Annotated in this window: 11 protein-coding genes; 8 read left to right on the top strand and 3 right to left on the bottom strand. The window is 74.6% G+C overall.

The features are described 5' to 3' along the window. Nucleotides 1-832: 832 nt before the first annotated feature. Nucleotides 833-3,589, top strand: coding sequence for a serine/threonine-protein kinase (locus tag NAEX_RS37715; RefSeq protein WP_096332308.1), 2,757 nt, complete (start codon nt 833-835; stop codon nt 3,587-3,589). Between the two features lie 300 nt (nt 3,590-3,889). Here the strand turns inward: NAEX_RS37715 and NAEX_RS37710 are convergent, their stop codons facing one another. Continuing rightward, on the bottom strand, nt 3,890-5,617 hold the full coding sequence (locus tag NAEX_RS37710; RefSeq protein ID WP_096332307.1) for a right-handed parallel beta-helix repeat-containing protein: 1,728 nt from the start codon (nt 5,615-5,617) through the stop codon (nt 3,890-3,892). A gap of 168 nt (nt 5,618-5,785) precedes the next feature. Between NAEX_RS37710 and NAEX_RS53370 the strand changes: the two genes are divergently transcribed. The 3 genes from NAEX_RS53370 to NAEX_RS37695 all read left to right on the top strand — a co-directional run bounded on the left by NAEX_RS53370 (nt 5,786) and on the right by NAEX_RS37695 (nt 8,400). Then, nucleotides 5,786-6,682: a GNAT family N-acetyltransferase gene (locus NAEX_RS53370; protein WP_245913890.1), complete on the top strand. Its 897-nt coding sequence runs from the start codon at nt 5,786-5,788 to the stop codon at nt 6,680-6,682. A gap of 10 nt (nt 6,683-6,692) precedes the next feature. Beyond that, nucleotides 6,693-7,499: an ABC transporter ATP-binding protein gene (locus tag NAEX_RS37700; protein WP_096332306.1), complete on the top strand. Its 807-nt coding sequence runs from the start codon at nt 6,693-6,695 to the stop codon at nt 7,497-7,499. Between the two features lie 112 nt (nt 7,500-7,611). Beyond that, nucleotides 7,612-8,400, top strand: coding sequence for an ABC transporter permease (locus NAEX_RS37695; protein WP_096332305.1), 789 nt, complete (start codon nt 7,612-7,614; stop codon nt 8,398-8,400). 72 nt (nt 8,401-8,472) lie between these two features. On the opposite strand, the gene NAEX_RS37690 is transcribed toward NAEX_RS37695, so the two are convergent. Then, nucleotides 8,473-8,928 carry a winged helix-turn-helix transcriptional regulator gene (locus NAEX_RS37690; protein ID WP_096332304.1) on the bottom strand — a complete coding sequence of 152 codons (456 nt, stop codon included), beginning with the start codon at nt 8,926-8,928 and terminating at the stop codon, nt 8,473-8,475. A 13-nt stretch (nt 8,929-8,941) separates the two neighbouring features. Further along, nucleotides 8,942-10,306, bottom strand: a complete 1,365-nt coding sequence (locus NAEX_RS37685) for a DHA2 family efflux MFS transporter permease subunit (protein WP_096332303.1) — start codon at nt 10,304-10,306, stop codon at nt 8,942-8,944. 144 nt (nt 10,307-10,450) lie between these two features. Between NAEX_RS37685 and NAEX_RS37680 the strand changes: the two genes are divergently transcribed. The 4 genes from NAEX_RS37680 to NAEX_RS53365 all read left to right on the top strand — a co-directional run bounded on the left by NAEX_RS37680 (nt 10,451) and on the right by NAEX_RS53365 (nt 15,833). Continuing rightward, entirely contained in the window at nt 10,451-11,500 is a 1,050-nt protein-coding gene (locus NAEX_RS37680) for an aldo/keto reductase (protein WP_096332302.1), read from the top strand. 372 nt (nt 11,501-11,872) lie between these two features. Beyond that, the gene (locus NAEX_RS37675) at nt 11,873-12,874 is read left to right on the top strand and encodes an ABC transporter substrate-binding protein (protein ID WP_170136338.1); all 1,002 of its coding nucleotides are present in this window, start codon (nt 11,873-11,875) and stop codon (nt 12,872-12,874) included. 1,153 nt (nt 12,875-14,027) lie between these two features. Continuing rightward, a complete protein-coding gene (locus NAEX_RS37670; protein WP_143825704.1) occupies nt 14,028-14,612 on the top strand; it encodes a hypothetical protein in 585 nt (194 codons plus the stop codon). A gap of 21 nt (nt 14,613-14,633) precedes the next feature. After that, nucleotides 14,634-15,833: an RNA polymerase sigma factor gene (locus NAEX_RS53365; RefSeq protein WP_245913889.1), complete on the top strand. Its 1,200-nt coding sequence runs from the start codon at nt 14,634-14,636 to the stop codon at nt 15,831-15,833. The last annotated feature ends 280 nt before the right edge of the window (nt 15,834-16,113 follow it).

Here is a 16,113-nt window from a genome sequence, read left to right as displayed (position 1 = left end):
CGGGCTCGGGCGCTGGACTTCGCCCCCGCGGCCGCGGCTCCGGCGAACGCTCGCCCCGTCGCCGGCGCCGACCGCGAATTCCTCGCCGCTCGCGCCACGATCGTCGACCCGCCGCCGAACTTCGGTCGCCGCCGGGCCGCGCGTGATCGCCGGCTCCGTCGCCGCGGTCGCGATCGCGGCGAGCCATCCACCTGTCCCGAGAGACATATCATCACTTCCCCGACGACGCCCGCGCCGATCCTCGCGCGACGAGCGGCCGCCCGCTCGCTCGTCGGCGCGTGACGCCGGCCACGCCGATGCGACCTGCGCCGCGCGTTCGCGGCGGCGGTCCTCGACCGGCGCCGCGGCGACCCCGGCCAGGGCTTTGCCGGCCGCTTCGGCCGCGCCTCCGCGCCCGCGGCGAAGCGAGCTCGACCGCCGCGCCCGATCGTGCGTGGCGCACTGCACAATGTCCATTCGCGGCCGCGCGGCGGCCGTGATCCGCCTCCGTTTTTCGTACGGGCCACGATCCCGTATATGCACAGTACGGCCTCTCGAATGCCGGTCCCCGCCGCCTCGGCGAGCGCTCGATCGTTGATCCGGCGCACACGGGCGAGCCTCCGACGGAACACCCAGAACGGCGGTTTGACCGCCTTGCGCGCGCTTCTGCCGGCGTTCCGCCGTCGCGGCATTTTTTAGAACTTTGGGACAGGTTACGGCTAGCGCCCGCTGCGCGTCGCGGTCGGGCGGACACGCGCGATCGGCCGGGGTCGCCGCTTGAGCGCGCCGCATCGGCCTCGGGGCGCCGCGGCTGGGGCGTGTGTGCGGGTCGGTGCAAGACTGGACGAGTCCCATGAGCGTCATCATTCCCGATACGGACGCGTCGGGGATCTCGGTGGACATCACGCAGTCGCTGCCTGGTGTCGCGATCTCGGTCCCTGCGACCCTGCCTCCGCGGCTCGGTCGGTTCACCATCCTCGAGCGCCTCGGCGGCGGAACGGCGGTCGTCTACGCCGCCTACGACGAGCTCCTCGACCGCAAGGTCGCCATCAAGGTCCTGCCCGACACCGGGTCGAAGGGCCAGATTCGGCTGCTGCGCGAGGCCCAGGCGATGGCCGGGGTGAGCCATCCCAATGTCATCACCGTGCTCGAGGCCGGGGTCGTCAAGGGCCAGGTCTACGTCGCCATGGAGCTGATCCGCGGCGCCGCGCTGCCGGCCTGGCTGGCCGCCGGGCCGCGGACCTGGCGCGAGATCCACGACGTCTTCACCCAGGCCGCGCGGGGCCTCGCCGCGGCCCACGAGGTCGGCCTCCTGCACCGCGACTTCAAGCCCGGCAACGTCATGATCGACGCCACCGGTCGCGCCTGCGTCCTCGACTTCGGGCTCGTGCGGGCCACGCCCGATCGTCCGAGCCTGCTCGAGCTCTCGGGCGGAGGCGCCAGCCAGAGCATGCGCGTGCGCGTCTCCGGCGAGGACGAGGACGACATCCTCGGCACGCCGGCCTACCTCGCGCCCGAGCGCTGGCGCGGGGGCCCGGCGGAGCCCGCCTCCGATCAGTTCAGCTTCTGCGTCGCCCTCTACGAGGCGCTGTTCGGCCTGCCGCCGTTCGCCGGCAACGACATCCTCGCGCTCTCGCACGCGATCACCAACGGCCACCTGCGGCCGCCGCCGCGCAACCACGGCGTGCCCGCGTGGCTGCTCGCCGCGCTCATGCGCGGCCTCAAGACCGAGCCGCGCGACCGCTACCCGTCGATGGAGGCGCTGCTCGGCGCGCTCGCGCCGTCGCGCGGGCGGACCTGGCGGTTCGTCGGCGCCGCCGTGGCGCTGGCCCTCACCGCCGGCGCCGCCGGCCTCGCCGTCGTGCCCGAGGCCGCCGCCGAGTCGCCGTGCGCCGACGCCGACGCCGACATCGCCCGCGTCTGGGGTCCCGCCCAGCGCAACGCCGTCGCCACCGCCCTGCGCGACGCGGCGCCGCACTACGCCGCCGTCCTGTGGCCCCGGGTCGCCGACAAGCTCGATCGCTTCGCCGCCGCGTGGGGCGAAAATCACCGCGACACCTGCCTCGCCGAGCACCAGGGCCGCTACACCGAGGCCCTGCTCGATCGCCAGCGCCGCTGCCTCGACCGCCGGCGCGACGCCTTCGACGAGACCGTCAAGGCGCTGTCGATCGCCGACATGGACATGGCCCCGCGGGCGCTCGCCGCCGCCAGCGATCTCGTGCCGCCCTCGTCCTGTCACGACCTCGCCTTCCTCAAGGCCGAGCCGCCGGCGCCCGACGACGCCGAGCTGGGCGAGCGCGTCGCCGACCTGCGCAACCACATGGCGCGGGCCGAGGCGCTGGCCAAGCTCGGGCGGATCCACGACGCCGTCGACGAGGCTGCCGACATCGAGGCCGCCGCCGAGCAGATCGGCTACGCCCCGCTGCGGGCCGAGGTCGCGCTGCTGCGCGGGCGGCTCTCGCTCAACACCTCCGAGGAGACCGGGCAGGAGCTCGAGTGGCTGACCCGGGCCATGCGCAGCGGCATCGAGTCGCGCGGCGACGCGATCGCGGCCGAGGCCGTGGCCTTGCGGATCGTCGCCGCCAGTCGGCGCCCCGAGATGGTCGGCCGCGCCCTCGCCGACGAGCCCCTCGCCCTCGCCCTCGCCTCGCGCGGCGCGGCCCCCGAGGCTCTGCGCGGCCTCGTGCTGCACAACCTCGGCGTCGCCCACCTCGCCCAGCGCAACGCGGCCGAGGCGCGGCGCTACTTCACCGAGGCCCTGAGCGTGCGCCAGGCCGCGCTGTCGGCCGGCCACCGCGACGTCGGCTACACCCTGCTCAACCTCGCCGCCGTCACCGAGCCGGGCGCCGCGCGCGACGACCTCCTCGCGCGCGCGCTCGAGATCTTCGACGCCGAGCTCGGCGTCGTCCACCCGGCCACCATCGAGGCGCGGATCACCGCCGCCCAGCTCGCCGAGCCGGGCGAGGCGTGGACGATCCTCCAGACCGGCTGCGTCGCCCTCGAGCGGTTCTTGCCCGACGACCTCGTGCGGCGCACGCGGTGCCTGTTCCACCTCGGCCGCGCCGCCACCGAGATCGGCGACGACGACGACGCCGCCTCGGTCTTCCGCGCCGCCGCCGAGCTGTCGGAGATGTCGGGCACGCGGCTGTTCGGCCCCGAGGCCACCCTCCTCGCCGGCTACCGCGGCCTCGCCGGCCCGGTCGACGACAACACCGCCGTCGAGCACCTCCAGGCCACGCTCGGGCGCATGCCGGACGCCACCTGGTCGAGCGAGGAGATCGCCGAGCTGCGCCTCGTCCTCGGCCAGAACTTGCTCGTGCGCGGCCGGCCGCTCGAGGCCCGCGTGCCGCTGGCCGCCGCCGTCGCCGAGCTCACCGTCCTCGCCGCCGACGACCCGCACTGGGCCCCGCGCCTCGCTCGCGCCCACCGCACCCTCGCCGAGGCGATGCTGTCCGCCACGCCGCCGGCCGTCGCCGCCGCCCGCCCGCACCTCGGCGCCGCGCTCGCGTTCTACCGCAGCGCCGGCGCCAGCTTCGCCCGCCAGCTCGCCGCCAGCGAGCGCCTCCTGGTCCGCGGGGTGCCCCGGGCCAAGCCGCCGGCGAAGCCATGAACGAGAGAACATGCTCTTCGGAGCATGCCTCAAAGAACATGTTTTCGGCGACATGTCGGATGCGACATGCCCTGCCGAGCGCTGACGCCGCGCCTGCCGGCCACGCGCGCCCGCCCATCGCAGCCAACAATGGATCACATATGTACTTCTAAGGTTCAATACCCGCCACAATGGATGAAATATCACCTCTTGTTGAATTAGCCTGACGCGCCAGGCCCTTCGTGACCATCGCAGGGCCTGGCAGCAGCGCGTTGCGACCCGCGATCGCCGGGAAAGCCCCCCACGCGCGCGGCGGGCCCCCTACGCCGGGTCGCAGCCGAACGGCGGCAGCGTGGCCGCCGGCGTCTCCGCGCCGCCCGCGACCCGCTCGGACGTCACGCGCGAGCCGCAGGCCCACGTCAGCGTCGGGCTGAAGCAGCGCACGCAGGACACGTCGCGGACCACCGCGTCGACCCCGATGGCGACGTTGATCGCCCCCTCGCCGCCGGCGTTGCGCAGCTGGACGTGCTCGAACACGTTGCCGCGGGCCTTCTCGTACAGGCGGATCGCGTCCCAGGTGCCGCGGCGGTCGGTGACGCCGAAGATCTGCACCGGCTTGTCCGCCGTGCCCTCGACGCGCAGGCTGCCGCCGCCGTACTCGCCGACCCCGAGCGAGAAGCCGTCGTGGACGCGGAGCTTCGCCCCCGCGCGGATCGTCAGCGTCGCCTCGCCGTCGACCGAGACCGGGCGCTTGACCTCGATCGGCACCCCGAAGTCGTGCCAGACCGCGTCCTTGCCGATCTCGCCGCCCTCGACTTGCACCGTCGTCTCGGCGTCGAGCTTGTTCTCGGGCGGGATCATCCCGTAGAGCTGCGGGCTCACGTCGAAGGCCGGGTGCGAGCGCTCGAACGTGTTGTCGCGGAACTCGCCGAGGCGGACGTTCGCGCCCTGCAGCGTCACCCCGCCGCCGTTGTCGTGGAACGTGCAGCCCTTCACGCTGAGGCGCGCCTCGTTGTTCGCGTACACCACCCCGCGGTCGGAGCGCTGGCCGCCGTACTCGAACACCACGTTGCTGAAGCTCGCGGTGGCCGAGCGGTACAGGTTGACCCCGCGCCACGCGTGCGCCGTCTGCCGCGTCGCCGACGTCAGCACGATCGGCTCCTTGCCGGCCGCCTCGGCGATCAGCGCCGCCGGGTGGTCGTAGCCGACGGTGAAGTAGGCGTCGTCGTCGAACTTGAGGACTGTCCCCGGAGCCAGCTCGAGCAACGCCTCGTGCTTGTCGTCGGGGCCCTCGATCTCGATCACCCCGCCGATCACGAACGGCACCTTCGGCACGTCCCAGCGGGCGCGCTCGCGGATCATCCCGCCGAGCACGTGGATCACCGAGTCGGGCGGGAACGTGTTGTCGGGCGTCACCGACCCCGCCGAGCGGGCCGGCAGCAGCAGCGCCGGCGAGCTCACGCGCTCGAGCCGGTTGCCCTTGAAGCTGCTGAGGTGGCCCTTGGACGTGACGTGGACCGCCACGTTCTGGCTGTCGCGCACCGTCGAGCGGTCGATCTTGACGTCGGTCGCCTGCACGTAGATCGCCCCGCGCAGGTCGGTGCCGGCGTACTCGAGCACGAGCCCGGCGATCTCCGAGCCGTCGGCGTGGTCGTACAGCGCGATCCCCTTCCACGCCCCCGGCTTGGCCTGCTCGCCCGCCGCCGTGAAGCGGACCGGCGACTCGGGCGTGCCGCGCACGTGGAGCGCGGCCGGGCGCTCGAAGCCGACCGCCAGCTCGGCGCCGGGCATGAACTGCAGCGTGACGCCGGCCTCGATCGTCAGCGAGCCGTTCTCGATGCGGTAGCCCGGGTGGACCGTCACCGCCTTGCAGGCCGAGCCGATCACCCGGTCGACCTGCTCCGGCTCGCGCAGCGCCTCGGGGCAGTCGGTGATTTCCGGCCGGCGCGGCGCGGGCGCAGGCGCGTGCACGCGGTCGGGCATGTTCGGGTTCGCCTCGGCCTTCTGCGGCTTCTGCTCGCCCGGCCCGCAAGCGAGCGCGACGGCCACGCACCCGAGCCCGAGCCGGCGCAGGCCCGCGCTGCGACGTGGACCACGCCGGCGCGCAGGCTCGGCAGCGGACGCGGCGGCGCGGGGACGCATCGGCCGAGCATGCCACGCGCATCCGCGTGCCCGCAAGGCGGACGAGCGCCCCCCGGCCGGTGCTAGACTTCGGGCGTGGCCTCCCGCAAGCCTGCGCCCGCCGTCACGGAGCCGACCATCCGTGTCCGCCGGATCCACCGCCGCGACCTCAACAAGGTGTGGGAGTTCCTCAAGCGCGTGTTCCGCTCGGTCAACCGCGAGACCGTCGAGTACCAGCGCCCCCGCACCAAGACCCGCTTCCTCGAGATCTACGAGGAGGAGGGCATCGAGCAGCTGCTGTTCGAGATCCACGAGGGCGACGCCCCCGTGATCGTCGGCTACGCCGAGTGCGCCTACGAGGTCATCGGCTCCGACAATTGGATCAACGAGCGCTACTTCGAGAGCCGCGACATGCGCCCGCTGTTCGTCGAAGAGATCGCCATCCACCCCGACTTCCAGGGCCGCGGGATCGGCAGCTTCGTCATCGAGCAGCTCGAGCACCTCGCCCGCGTGCGCGGCTGCACCCACCTCGTGCTCGAGGTCGCCGCCAACAACAAGCGCGCGCTCCAGTTCTACCGCGCCCGCAGCTTCTCGCAGATCGACGCCGCCATCTTCCTGGCCAAGAAGGTCGTCAGCGAGCCCGAGCTGCTGCCGCCCCGCACCCTCCGCAGCAGCGGCCTCGAACCGGCCCAGCCCGAAGCCGAGGCCGAGGCCGAGGCCGAGGAGGACGCTGAGGACATGTCCCAGGCGACAGGTCCGGAAGCACCTGACCTCGAGGACATGCCCGAAGAGGCAGCCGAGCCCGAGGCCGCGCCCGAGCCGGCTCCCGCGCCCCGGCCAAGCCCGCCCGCGCCCGCCGCACGCGCCCCCGCAAGGCCTAGCGCGCCGCCGGCCGCCCGCGGGCGCGGGCGAGCCTGCGCCGCTCCGGCTGCCCGCAGCGCAGCTCGGAGTCGTCGCGCCGGCCCCGCGACGCGCCGCCGGCCGCTGTGTTAGCGTCCCACGCGTGACCGATCCGGCCCCCGCCCCGCACCTCGAGGCTCGCGGCCTCGGCGTGCGCTTCCCGGGCGGCGTGCAGGCTCTGAGCGGCCTCGACCTCGTCGTCCGCCGCGGCGAGCTGCTCGCCCTCATCGGCCCTTCCGGCTGCGGCAAGTCGACCCTCCTGCGCGTCGCCGCCGGCCTCGCGCCGCCCAGCGAGGGCGGGCTCACCGTCGCCGGCGAGGCGCCCGCGCGGGCCCGGGCCCGCCGCGCCGTCGCCTTCGTGTTTCAGGATCCGACCTTGCTCCCGTGGCGCAGCCTGCACCAAAACGTGCGGCTCCCGCTCGAGCTGGCGCGCGTCCCCCTCGCCGAGCAGAACGCCGCCGCCGACGCCGCCCTCGCGCTCGTCGGTCTGTCGGAGTTCGCCGCCGCCGCCCCGGCCGCCCTGTCCGGCGGCATGAAGATGCGGGCCTCGCTGGCCCGCGCGCTCGTCACCCGACCCGAGCTGCTGCTCCTCGACGAGCCGTTCGGCGCCCTCGACGAGCTCACCCGCGAGCGGCTCAACGACGAGCTGCTGCGCCTGTGGGAGCGCGACCGCTTCACCGCCCTGGCCGTCACCCACAGCGTCGCCGAGGCCGTCTTGCTCGGCGACCGCGTCGTCGTCCTGTCCGGCCGCCCCGGCCGGGTCGTCGCCGACATCGCCGTCGCTCTGCCGCGCCCGCGCCGGGCCGCCCTGGTCGGCAGCCCCGAGTTCGCGGCGATCGCCGCCGAGGTCCGCGCCCGCCTGCGCGCCGCCGCCCCGCCTGACCCTTCGGACCTGCTCGCACGGACCTGACCTTTCGACCCTGTCTTTTCGCGCCTGTTCCTTCGCACCTGTCTCTTCGCGCTTCTGCCTCCCGACCGTCCAGCGCGCTCCGCTCCCCGACATCCCACCTCGACACCCGCGCATGTCCCTCGCATCGGCCGCCCGCGCCGCCCTCCCGCCGCTCCTCGTCTTCCTCGCCTTCCTCGGCCTGTGGCAGCTCGCCTGCAGCGTGCTGGCGCTGCCGGCGTACCTCGTGCCCACCCCGGCCGAGGTCGCGCGCGAGGCGGCGGCCCACCTCGACCAGCTCGCCGAGGCCGCGCTGCTCACCGCCCTCGGCGCGCTCGGCGGCCTCGGGGCCAGCCTCGTCGTCGGCGGCCTGGTCGCGGTCCTCTTCTCGCAGTCCCAGGTCGCGGCGCGCAGCCTCTACCCCTACGCGATCTTCCTGCAGACCGTCCCGATCGTCGCCGTCGCCCCGCTGATCGTGGTGTGGTTCGGCACCGGCCTGCAGAGCGTGATCCTCACCGCCGCGATCCTCAGCGTCTTCCCGATCATCACCAACGGCACCACCGGCCTCGTCCGCGTCGACCCGCAGCTGCTCGAGCTGTTCGCCATGAGCGACGCTTCGCGCCTGCAGCTGCTGCTCAAGCTGCGCCTGCCCGGCTCGCTGCCCTACTTCGTCGCCGGCGCCAAGATCAGCGGCGGCCTCGCCGTCATCGGCGCCATCGTCGGCGAGTTCTTCGCCGGCTTCGGCGCCGACGACCTCGGCCTCGGCGCCCTGATCCTCCAGACCTCCGGCCGCCTGCAGACCGCCTACCTGTTCGCGGCGATCTTCGCCGCCACCCTGCTCGGCCTGTTGCTGTTCGGCGCCGTCGCCCTGCTCGGCGAGCTCGCCCTCCGCCGCTGGCGCGGCCGCGAGCTCGCCGTCCACTGACCCTTCGAGCATGCTCGATCCGCCATGCCCGAAGGACCTATCCTCCGGACATGCCCCTTCGAGCTCCCGCCTTCACCCGCGCCGCGGCACCAGCGGCCCGACCGCGCGCACCCGCAGCGCCGTCAGCGGCGCCCCGCTGACGCGGTCGACCAGCGTCGGCTCGATCTTCAGGCCCGTGCTCGCGTCCTCGAGGTGGGTCGGCGGCGGGTCGTCGCGGGCGAACTCGTCGCCCCACTGCATCAGCGTGACGATCACCGGCCGCAGCCCGCGGCCCTTCGCCGTCGGCACGTACTCCTCGCGCGGCGGGTGGTCCTGGTAGGACCGGCGCTCGAGGATCCCCGCGTCGACCAGGTGCGCCAGGCGGGCCGTCAGCGTCGCCCGCGGGATCTGCAGCCGCGCCTGGAACGCCTCGAAGCGGGTCACCCCGAGCAGCGCGTCGCGCACGATCAGCAGCGTCCACGGATCGCCGACGACGTCGAGCGCTCGCGCGATCGAGCACTGCATCCGGTCGAGTCGTTTGCGCCGCACGGGGCTCCTTGTATCACGCCCGGGCCGGACCTGTCCGAAGGGGCAAGGAGCACAGCGCCGTCGCCACTCCGCCGGCGATCATCACCCACCACACCCGGTCGAACCGCGCCAGCGCGTCGGCCGGCCCGCTCGCCCCGGCCGTCAGCCCGATCGCCAGCGCCACCCCGAGCGTCCCCGCGAACTGCCGCAGCGCCTGATGGACCGCCCCGCCGACCCCGAGCCGGTTCGGCGGCAGCGCCTGGCCGACCACGCTCGACAGCTGCGGCAGGCACAGCGCCACCCCCGTCCCGGTCAGCAGCATCGACGGCAGGTAATCGATTGCGTAGTCGACCTCGGCCGACAACATCATCAGCCGCCACAGCCCGCCGAGCGCGAACGCCAGCCCGCCGGCGACGAGCAGCGGCCGCTGGCCGATCCGCGCCGCCAGCCGCCCGAACCGCGGCGACAACGCGGCCACCAGCAGCGGCCCGGGCGCGACGCCGAAGCCCGCCGCGAGGATCGACCAGCCCCACACCGCGGTGAGGAACAGGACGCTGGCCAGGAACATCGCCGTGAAGGCCGCGCCGAAGGTCAGCGTCGCCGCGTTGGCCCAGCGGAAGTTCTTCGCCGCGAACAGCGACGGATCGATCGTCGGCGCCCGCGTGCGCGCCTGATGGATCACGAACGCCGCCAGCGTCGCCAGCCCGGCCACCAGCGTCGCAGCCGTCTTCGGCGCCGCCCAGCCCCACGACTCGCCGAGCACCAGCGCCAGCGTCACCAGCACCGCCGCGATCACCAGCAGCACCACCCCGAGCGGCGCCGGCAGCACGCTGTCCGGATCGCGCGACTCGGCCAGTCGCCGGCGCCCGAGCAGCACCGTCACCAGCCCGACCGGCAGGTTGATGACGAACACCCAGCGCCAGCCGCAGGCCTCGATCAGCGCCGCGCCCAGCGTCGGCCCGACCGCGCCGGCCACCGCCCCCGTCGCGCCCCACACCGCCAGCGCCACCGGCAGCTTCTCGCGCGGCGTCGCTCGCATCACCAGCGCCAGCGACGACGGCACCAGCGCCGCGCCACCCGCCGCTTGCAGCACGCGCGCGGCCACCAGCAGCGCCGGCGTCGGCGCCACCGCGCACAGCAGCGACGCCAGCGTGAACGCGACCGACCCGGCGAGGAACGTCGCCCGATGGCCCCAGCGATCGGCCAGCCGCCCGAACGGCACCAGCGCCGCCGCGAACACGATCGTGTACGCGTTCAGCACCCACGACAGCTCGGCCGTCGGCGCCGCCGGGAACGTCGCCGCGATCGACGGGAACGCCACGAACAGCACCGTCGTGTCGAGGAACACCGCGAACACGGCGAGGCTGGCCACGACCAATGGGGACGGACGAATCTCCATGCGTTCAATGATTGAACGAACGCCGGACCGATCGCAAGCACCGCCGCGCGTATCTGCCCATGCCGACTCCACCGAGCTCACGAGCCCGTCCCTTGCCGATTCCATATTACAACCATAATCTAAAACCCACGTCAGGAGCACACGATGCGGTACAGGACATTCGGTCGTCACACAGGCTTACGCGTCTCCGAGCTCGCGCTCGGCACCGGCAACTTCGGCACTGGTTGGGGTCACGGCAGCGAGCCCGAGGAGGCCCGGCGGATCTTCGACGCCTACGCCGAGGCGGGCGGCAACTTCATCGACACCGCCGACACCTATCAGGTCGGCCAGTCGGAGCAGCTGCTCGGCGAGTTCCTCGCGGCCCGGCGCGACCGCTTCGTCGTCGCCAGCAAGTACACCCTCGGCGTCGACGGCGGCCTGCACGGCACCGGCAACAGCCGCAAGACCATGCTCGCCGCGATCGAGGCCAGCCTGCGCCGGCTCCGGACCGACCGCATCGAGCTGTACTGGGTCCACCTCCCCGACGGCCTGACCCCGATCGAGGAGATCGTGCGCGGCCTCGACGACCTCGCGCGGGCCGGCAAGATCCTCTACGGCGGCCTGTCGAACTTCCCCGCCTGGCGGGTCGCGCGAGGCGACGCGATCGCCGAGCTGCGCGGCTGGGCTCCGCTCGCGGGCATCCAGCTCGAGCACAGCCTGGTCGAGCGCACCGGCGAGCGCGAGCTGCTGCCGATGGCTGAGGCGCTGGGGCTCGGCGCCGCCCTGTGGTCGCCGCTCGGCGGCGGCTTCCTCACCGGCAAGTACCGCACCGGCGACGAGGGCCGCCTCACCGGCCTCGGCATGCTGGTCCACACCGAGAAGACCGCGCGCGAGACGGCGATCCTCGACACCGTCGTCGCCGTCGCCGCGGAGGCCGGCGTCGCCCCGACCCAGGTCGCCCTCGCCTGGTCGCTGGCCCACGCCGACCGCTCGACGACCGCGCGGATCCCCATCCTCGGCCCACGCACCCGCCAGCACCTCGACGCCGCCCTCGCCGCGCTCGCCCTCGAGCTCTCGCCGGCCCAGCTCGCCCGCCTCGACGCCGCGAGCGCGATCTCCCCCGGCATCCCGCACGAGCAGATCGAGAACAGCCGGGCGCAGATCGCCGGCGGCCGGCCCGACAGCATCGTCCCGCCGCCGATCCCGGTCGCCTGACCCGAACCGCGCACCGCGCTCGCCTCACCCGCGCCAGGGCGCGAGCCGAGGCGGTCACCTGACCCGACCTCGCTCTGCGCTCCGCGGCGCGCCCCACCTCCGCCGGGGCGCGAGCCGCTGCCCCGGCCGCTCCTCGCTCCGCGTCGCACCCAGCCGCGCCGCGGGCCGCGAGGCCTCCCGAAGTCGCGGACCGCCCGAGCCTGCGACCCACGTGAAGCCGGAGCGCACCGCCTGACTCTCGGGCCCGTTCGTCACATGGCCCAAAGGACATGCCCATTTCGTCATGTCCGCGCGAACATCTCTTTCCGTTTCGCCCCTCCGCGCGGTCGAGGCCGCTGGTGTGTCCGCGCCGCTCGGGTGTACGCTTCCGGCATGCGCGCTCCGCTCCGACCGGTCCCGCCGCGCCCGCGGTTCGGCGCCCTCGTCCGCCTGTTCGTCGCCTGTCTCGGCTTGCTGCTCGTCACCTGTGCCCGCGAGCAGGACGCGCAGCGCGTGCGGATCGCCCTCAACTGGTTCCCCGAGGTCGAGCACGGCGGTTACTTCGCCGCCCTCGTCCACGGCTACTACAAGGAAGAGGGCCTCGACGTCGAGCTCGTGCCCGGGCGGCCGGAGGCGCCGGTGCTGCCGCAGGTGGCGGCGGGCCGGGTCGAGTTCGGCGTCGCCGACGCCAGCGAGATCCTGCTCGCGCGGGCCCAGGGCGCCCCGGTGGTCGCCCTGGTCGCGGGCCTGCAAAAGAGCCCGCGCTGCATGATGGTCCACGAGGCCTCGGGCATCACCGACCTCGCGGATCTCCGGAGCGGCAGCGTGCAGATGAGCGTGCGCGAGCCGTTCGCCAGCTTCCTGCGGGCCGAATACCGCTGGCCCGAGGCGGTCCAGATCGTCCCGTACAGCGGCAGCGTCGCCCCGTTCCTGCTCGACCCGAAGTCCGTCCAGCAGGCCTACGTCTTCAGCGAGCCGATCATCGCCGAGTCGCAGGGCGCCAAGGTCCGCTGCATCCTCGTCGCCGACCTCGGCTTCAACCCCTACGCCAGCGTCCTCGTCAGCTCCGAGTCGCTCCTGGCCAGCCGCCCGGAGCTGGCCGCCCGGATCGTCGCCGCGACCCTCCGCGGGTGGGAGCAGTACCTGCGCGACCCGAGCGCCGCCAACGCCGAGATCCGCGCCCGTAACACCGAGCTCAGCCCCGAGATCCTGGCCAAGGGCGCCGCCGCCCTCAAGCCGCTGGCCGCTCCCGAGGGCGGCACGATCGGCGGGATGGACCCCGCCCGCTGGAAGACCCTGGCCGACCAGCTCGTCACCCTCGGCCTCCTCACCCCCGGCGCCGTCGATCCGACCACCGCCTACAACCTCGAGGTCGGCCGCAAGCCGAGCAAGTAGCCAGGGCCGGGTCGCCCGCCCTTCCTCTTGAAACATGCCTCGAACGACATGTTTTAAAAGACATTTCTTTTCGAACATGCCCGATCGGCCATCCGCGTCGCCTCGCCCGGAACACTGCTGCTCTCGCTGACGGTCACCGGCGAGCGACGCACGGCGCCCGCGAGCTCGAGCGCAGCCCTCGTCGCTCCGGCGCGAGCGCGGTCCCGTGGCGCCTCCGAGCGAGCGAACGGCCGCGACACGCGTCGGGGCGAGCGACGCACGGCCCCCGCGCGGCGCGCTCGCCTGGCATCGACGGCACCCGGGCCGGCGCGGCAGCGACCGTCCGAGCGCCGACAGTTGACGCCCCTCGTCGGCCCGGACACGATCACGGGCGCCAGGACCTTCGCTTGCTCGCCGTCGCCGCGCTGGTGTTCGCTCGCCTCTCGTCCGCCGCGGCACCGACTGCCGCGCCGCCGGTCGACCTGACCTGGCAGGCCCCGCGCGAGTGCCCCGACGCCGGCGCTGTCCTCGACATGGTCGCCGGCTTCTTGCGGCAGCCGACCGGCGACGCCGAGCCGGCCCGCGCCGTCGCTCGCGCCGTCGTCGGGCGCGTCGGCGCGACCTGGGAGCTGCGGCTCGCGCTGCGCGGGCGGGGCCCTGACGATCGCCGGACCGTCCGTGCCGAGAGTTGCCCGCTCCTGGCGCGAGCGGCCGCCCTCCTGATCGCCATCCACCTCGACCCGCTGGCCGTCACCCGCAGCCTGCCCGCCGCGGCCGTCGTCCCACCCGCGCCGCCGGACCTGTCCCTCGGGACATCCGCGCCCGCGCCCCCCGACCCGCCGCCCGGCTCGGCCCCGCCGTCCGACCTGTCCCCCAGGACATCCCCGTCCTCCCCCGGTGTGCCGCCGAGCCCGGCCCCGCCGTCCGACCTGTCCCCCAGGACATCTCAAACCCCACCGTCCGACGCCGATCTGTCCCTCAGGACACCTCCCCTCTCCCCCGCCGAACTCGCTGCGAGGCCGGTCCCCCCGCAGCTGCCGCCCGACCCCTCGCTCCCGCCGACCTCGCTCACGCGCGAGCCCCCGCGACCACCCCCCGCCCCGCCGGCCAGCCCCTACCGCCCTCGCCCCCGCGCTCCCCGCTCGCGCCTGCGCGCCCGCTCGCCCCCGAGGACATGGCCGAAGAGGCAGCCGAACTGGCCGCCCCTCCCCGGCCCGAGCCCCCCGCCTCGCCGCCCGTGCTCGGTCACCTCCGGCTCGAGGGCGGCCTCGACGTCGGCGTCCTCCCCCGCGTCGGCGGCCTCGCCGGCGTGTTCGGCGGCGTCACCCTGCCGCGCCTGCGCGTCGAGGCCGGCCTCGTCGGCGCGCCCGCGCGGCTCCTCGCCGGAGACGGCGATCGTCCCGGCGGCCGTTTCGATCGCCTGGCCGGCGTGGTGCGGATCTGCCCGACCTGGCGCCCCCACCCGGCGCTCGTCGTCCTGCTGTGTGCCGGCGGCGAGATCGGGGCGATCCGCGGCGTCGCCCTCGATGTCCGCGCTCCCAGCCCGCGGTGGGCGCCGTGGGCCAGCCTCTTCCTCGGCCCGGCGCTGCGCTGGCGCGTCGCCGGCCCTGTCGGCCTGTGGCTGGCCGTCGAGGGCCTCGTCGCCCTCAACCGCCCGATCTTCACCGTCGGCGACGACCAGGAGGTCTATCGCGGCGGCCGCGCGGGCCTGCGCACCGCGTTGGGCCTCGACCTGCAATTCGGGCCACGGAATCGCTGACCCGCGGAGACAGACCCGATCGTGCAGCTCCCCCAGGAAGCTCCCCCCGACTTCGCCGCCGTCTACCGCGCGAATTACGGCTTCGTCTGGCGCACCGTCCGGCACCTCGGCGTCGACCCGGCGCGGGTCGACGATGCCGTCCAGGACACCTTCCTGGTCGTCTACCGCCGTCTGCCCGAGTTCGCCGGCCGCGCCGCCCTGCGCACCTGGTTGTTCGAGATCGCGCGGCGCGTCGCCAGCCGTTACCGGCGCAGCGCCGCGCGCGAGGAGCCGCGCCGCTGCGCGCTGAGCGAGGCCGAGGTCGTCGCCCCGGCCGTCGAGGCCCCGGTCGAGCAGGCCGAGGCCGCGGCGATCCTCCAGGGCTTCCTCGACGGCCTCGACCGCGACCAGGCCGTCGTCTTCGTCATGACCGAGCTCGAGCAGTGGCAGGCGCCCGAGATCGCCGCCGAGCTGGGCGTCAACCTCAACACCGTCTACTCGCGCCTGCGCGCCGCTCGCCGCGAGCTCGATCGCATGGTCCGCCGCCTCGACGCCCGCGACCGCCGGGCCCGCCCGCGCCAGGGCGCCCACGTGCTCGCGGCGCTGGTCGTGGTCGGCCCGCCGTGGCCGCCGCCGTGGCGCCTGGCCGCCGCGCGCGACGGAGCTGTCGTCGCGGACATGCTCGCAAAGACAGGGTCGATCGGACCGGTCGCCACCCCGGCCGCGCTCGCCGGCGGCAGCCCGGTCGTCGGCCTCTCGCTCGCCGGCGTCGGCCTCGCCGCCGTCCTGGCGTTCGGTCGACCCGCGCCGCCCGAGCCCGCGCCGCCGGTCGTGGCGAGCCTCCACGACCCCGCCCCCGCGCCGCCGCCAGCCTCCCGCGAGCGGGCCGAGGCGTCGATCGCCGCCCCGGCCCCCACCCTCGCCGAGCCGCTCCCCGCCGCGCCCGCGCGCCGTCCGGCCGCTCGCGACGACGAGCCCTCGCTGGCCGCCGAGCTCGCGCTCGTCGAGTCGATCCGCGCCGCCCTGCTCGCCGCCGACGACCGCGCCACCCTCGAGCTGGTCGCCCGACACCGGCAGCGTTTCCCTGCCGGCGTGTTCGCCCAGGAGGCCGCCGCCGCCGCCATCGAGGCCCGCTGCCGCCTCGGCGAGCAGGACCGGGCCCGCCGCGAGGCCGCCGCGTTCGTCGCCCGCTGGCCCGCCTCCCCCCTCGCCGCCCGCGTGACCGCCCTGTGCCGCTCGTGAGCGCGGCGCCCTGGTCCTCGCGACCCGCGCGACCGCCGGTGCATGTCCTTTCCGACATGCCCTTTCGATCTCATGTCTCACGGGACATCTTCGCCACTATGAGAGCACATGTCCCTCCGGACCTGCCATCGCGCCTGACCCGGCGCGGCCGCGCTAAAACATGTCCCATCGGACATGTTCCATCACGCGTGCCTCACGGCCTGCGCGCTGTGCTCGCAAAGAGCGGACGAAGCGCGCCCGGTGCGAGGGCATCGCGCCTCCCGCCGGACGCCGCGCGTCC

Origin of the sequence: Nannocystis exedens, from assembly GCF_002343915.1 — a bacterium.
Lineage (GTDB): Bacteria > Myxococcota_A > Polyangia > Nannocystales > Nannocystaceae > Nannocystis > Nannocystis exedens.
This window is presented reverse-complemented; position numbering and strand designations above follow the sequence as displayed.